The organism is Roseateles sp. P5_E11 (assembly GCF_054049355.1).
Genome location: NZ_JBFUMO010000472.1, coordinates 1 through 4,590, shown reverse-complemented (window position 1 = coordinate 4,590; position 4,590 = coordinate 1). Strand labels below are relative to the sequence as shown.

General features: G+C 61.7%; 3 protein-coding genes. 1 reads left to right on the top strand and 2 read right to left on the bottom strand.

All coding sequences use genetic code 11. The features are described 5' to 3' along the window. A partial coding sequence (locus ACXJKR_RS24850) for a PA14 domain-containing protein (protein ID WP_457325090.1) occupies positions 1 to 927 on the top strand: 927 nt, incomplete at its 5' end. 171 nt (positions 928 to 1,098) lie between these two features. On the opposite strand, the gene ACXJKR_RS24845 is transcribed toward ACXJKR_RS24850, so the two are convergent. Both ACXJKR_RS24845 and ACXJKR_RS24840 read right to left on the bottom strand, forming a co-directional pair. Further along, positions 1,099 to 3,273: a family 16 glycoside hydrolase gene (locus ACXJKR_RS24845; protein ID WP_457325089.1), complete on the bottom strand. Its 2,175-nt coding sequence runs from the start codon at positions 3,271 to 3,273 to the stop codon at positions 1,099 to 1,101. A 105-nt stretch (positions 3,274 to 3,378) separates the two neighbouring features. Next, positions 3,379 to 4,590: family 43 glycosylhydrolase (locus ACXJKR_RS24840; protein WP_457325088.1), on the bottom strand; the 1,212-nt coding region annotated here is incomplete at its 5' end.

The window sequence follows — 4,590 nt, the reverse complement described above, 5'->3', positions numbered from 1 at the left end:
CACGACCCCGCCCCGACCACGACTGAAACCGGACAGCAGCAGCAATGGCGGCGGGGGGTCAACGGCTATGCGCTGACCATTGCGGTGATCGTCCATCTCATCCTGCTGGCGGCGGTGCTGATGTGGCGCACCCGCGTGCCGCCCCCAGAGAAGCCCCGCATCACGGATGTGAGCATCGTTGAGCTCAAGACCCCGCCAAAGCCTCCCGAGCCCCCGCCACCCGCCCCAAAGATGCCCGATCTGCCGCCCCCGAGCATGCCGCCCATGCCCGAACTCCCGGTGATCGAGGTGCCCAAGGTCGCGCCCGTGCCGCAAGCCGTCGCGCCSGTGGTGGCGGTGGCGCCGGCACCGCCGGCTGTCAGCGTGGCCCCGCCGCCAGCGCCTGCCCCGGCGGCCAGCAGCGCGGCGCCGGCCAAGCTGTTTGAGGAATGCGCGGACTCACCGGACCGGCCGATGGTGGCCGAGGTCTACCGCCTCCGACCGGACRCCAAGTCGGTGAACGAAATGCGCCGGCGCAAACCCATCAAGACCGTTTGCCTGGCCCAGCTCGACATCACGCCGCGCGACCACCGCGAGGGCTTCCCTGGCCTGGACATGAACGAATGGTTCGGGCTGGACATCCGCTTCACCGTCAAYATGCCGCAGGACCTCACCATGGACCTCATGCTGCTGTCSGACGAYGGGGCCATCCTSACCATCGATGACGTGGAGGTGATCAACAACGACGGCATCCATGCGGCKTATCCGCTGATGGAAACCGTGAAGCTGGCCAAGGGCCTGCGTAATTTCCGTGTGCGYTACTTYCAGGGGCCTGGCTACGGTCTCGCGCTGATCCTGGGTTGGAAGAAGCCGGACGGCAAGGACTACCAGTACATCCCCCGCCGGCTGCTCGGSCGCCYSCCGGCCGCCGCTTCGGCCCCGGGATAGCACGATGCCGCGAGCTTGACCCGTGCACCGCTGGGTTACGCGCTGACCACTGTGGTCAGCGTCCATCTGCCGGCTGCCCACCGCGACTCATGCTCGCCGCGTTTCTCGTAGGAGAACATGTCGATTTCAGATCGACCATCATCGGTCAGACCGATGATCGACCGCAGAAGTTCACCGCGCCGAGCTTGGATAAACCGGACGCTGTCCAGCGATGGCGGTCGCTGGCTTCGGCAAAGTGCCATCCAGCCTGTTGATCAGCACATTGTCGAAGTACGGCGTGCTGACCCGGTTCTGCGATGCGCCCGCCATCAGTCCCGCCATTCCCTTCCCGTACAGCGTGTCGGTCGCACTGAGTACCGCTTTACCGTCGACGACGGCGGTGATGGTGGACCCGCTGAAACGCAGCGCCAATTTGTGCCACCGGTTCGGCGCGATGCCCGCCAACTGCGTCGTCGCGAGCACTTTTTCGCCACCAGGACTGCTGTCGTTTTGYGCCTTGATCAAGGCCTGCTGCTCGGCGTCGCCTTCCAGCTTCTTCGGGTCAGCCTTGCCGCGAATGACCACCAACCGCAACTGCCCGTTGTCGTCCAGTTGCGCGAAGTAGCCCTTCGGCGTGACGCCGAAACCCGTGCCAACGTGGTTCACACGCCCCATCACGGCGGCCGCGTCGCCAGGCTGCAGATACACGTCGGCGCTGACTTCGTAGTCTTGCCAGGCGTCGTCACCCACGATGGTGTACGGCTGCCAGTCGGGCCCCCACGAGATCGTTGGCACTGGCGTCATCTGACGCAAGCAACGTCCCTTCCCCCCTGGACAAGCGGTCAACTCGAAGGCACCGCTGATGTCGGAGAAGTAGCGCGGCAAATAACCCCATTGCTTCGGATCGGCGTACTGTTCGAAGGTCTCGTAATAGGGGAAGGGGAAAGCCTTGACCTCCGGGATCTTGTCGAAACCACCCTTGCGCTGCCCGCGGGTGGTCGTCAGTGAATAGACAGCATGCGGATCGAGGGTGAGCGTCACGACACCATTGACCGGTTCGAGGTCATCCTGGCGTACGAAGTGCTCCTTCTCATTGCTGCGCCAGACAGCCAGCTCGTTCGACGACAGGCCGCCGCCAATTTCGAACCGGACCTGCTGCGGGGCCTTGGCGTCTTTGGTTTCAAGGATGATGCTGTAGTCGCTGGCTGGCGATTTCAGGGTGACATAAGTGCCGCCCGCCGTCAGGTCGCCACTACCACCCTTGAGGTAGGTCCAGCCAATTTCGGTGAATTGGCCGTAATGGGCGTAACCCCAAAGCACGGGGTTGAGCTGGTAATGCGCACTCCAAGGCCAATTGGCCCGTATGGCCGCTTCCTTCTCGCCGGAATACGGGGTCATGGTGTACAGGCCTGCAATGCCATACCAGTTGACGACCTTGGTGGCGCCGCTGCGAACAAAATTCTCGTTGAAACCCTGCACCATCGAGATCAGCCCGTCGTAGCCAGCCTTGTACACGTGCTGCTCGGTATTCCAGATCGGCTTGTTGAGGCGGTCGGCCAACTCGCGCACCGATGCCGGCGTAAATGACTCGGGCGGATTGATATGGGCGCCGATGATGTCGATCGAGTCGCGCAAGTCTTTGTCCGTCAGCATGTCCTTCACAAAATTGAATTTCCAATCGTCCGGCCAGTTGTCAAAGGCGTGAATCTTTGTCGACTTGAAACCATTCGCTGTCAGGGTCGTGCGCAGCGCCTTGCTGAAGTCATAGCTCACGCCCTTTTCATTGCGAATGCCGATCGCGTCCAGCTCCAGCCCATACACCTGGCGCAGGCCCTGGAGCCACGTCACGTAGTAGTTGGCCGTGTCTTGTGAAAAGAAGTTGAGGTCGCCCTTGTCGTCGCTACCGGCTTGTTTTTTAAATACCGGGCCCTGGTCGCCCAGCCATCCGGGCGCGCTCCAGGCGGTGGCATCAAGCGAGAGTTTTGGATTGCGCTTCTTGGCCTCCTGCATAACCCACCACATATAGCCGCGCGAATAATTCRAGTCATCGCGCTTGTGCATGTGGCTGGGCATGGAACCCTGCGTGGAATTGCCGTCGCCGGGAATTTCGACGTACAGCGCGCTGACGGAGGCACCGAACCTGGGCTTGTAAATCAAATCTAGGATCTGGCTGCRCTGGGGTTCMGGATAATCCTTCAACAAGACCGAAGTGGCCCCGCCGCCATCGACGACGCCGATGCCGTCAAAACGCTTCCCGCCCGCATCGCCTTGCAGCGTAATGCGCTGCTCTGGCGGTGATGCGAGTACGCCGTTGAATCCGATAATCAATAACAGAAATATAACTGGCAAGGAAAAACGGCCGCGCATAGGAAACTTCCACGAAATCGTCAGGCCGGGCTTAGGCCGGCAATTAAAAACAAATTAGTCTCGCGTATTGGGAAGTTCGACTTCGTGCCGACCCGATGCCTACAGCTATTTTGAGAATTGCCAGTAATCGAACTTGAACAGTTCTTCGCCGGCCGCACCGCGGAATACAAAGAAAAGATCTTGGATGCCGGAGGCTCCAGAGATCTCGGCCAACTGCTGCTTCCATTCGCCGCCGGTTCCCGAGACCGGCAGGGTGCCGACCAACTGGCCGTCGAGCTTGCCCAGACGAATCTCGATCTTCGCCCCGCTGGCCTCCTTGGCCTTGGCCGTGCTGGAGAGGCTGGCCATGAAGGCGCGCGCGCCGGTCACGCCGAAATCGACATTTCGCACCTGGATATAGGCCCCGTCGTGGATGTCGCGCACGTTCTGGCCGCCGGCGCTGCTCGGCTCGATCTTGACGCCGGAAGACCAGGCGATGGTCTCGGCTTCGACTCGCTTGTAGGGATCGAGCGGGCCGACCGGTGCCGGCCCTTCCTTGGTCGGCTGCACCATCGGGACCGAACCATCGGGGTTGAACTTCAACTCGTCGACGCACACGGAACGTTTGAAGCCATCGCCTCCCGGAAGCGCGGCGTTGTGATAGAAAAGGTAGGTCTTGCCCTTGTAATCGACCACGCCCGGGTGGTTGGTGAAGGCGCTCTGCGGGGCCATGACGGGGCCGCCGTAAGTCCACGGCCCTTGCGGTGTGGGGCCGGTGGMGTAGCCGAGAGGCTCAGGGAGCGGACCAGCGGCAAAAAACAGGTAGTAGCGCTCATTGCGCTTATAGAGCCAGGGGCCTTCTTCGTAAGACGTGCCGCGTTTTGCGTCCGCAGGGATGCGCTCGCCCAAGGCCTTGATGGTCATCGGATGCCGAATGAGGCCGTTCTCCCCGACGCTGGTGTCGTAGGAAATCATGTTCTTGTTCAGCTTCACCGACCACAGATTGGGATTGCCCCAGGCGAGATGGGCCTGGCCCTTGTCGTCGATATAAACGGTCGGATCGATACTGTCATACTGGCCGCCGATCAGCGGCTTTTTGAGGGGATCGGTGTAAGGCCCGAGGGGATTGTCGGCGACCAGCACGCCAATGCCCCGGCCTTGCAACGGAGCATAGAGATACCATTTGCCATCCCGCTCAATCACCTGGAGGGCCCAGGCGCCGTTGTCAAAACCATCCCCGCCTGAGATCTCCTTGGCGGCCCAGGGAAAATCCCGGAGGGAGGCGATGGCGCCATGCTGGGTCCAGTTCACCATGTCCGTCGTCGTGGCGAGCACCCA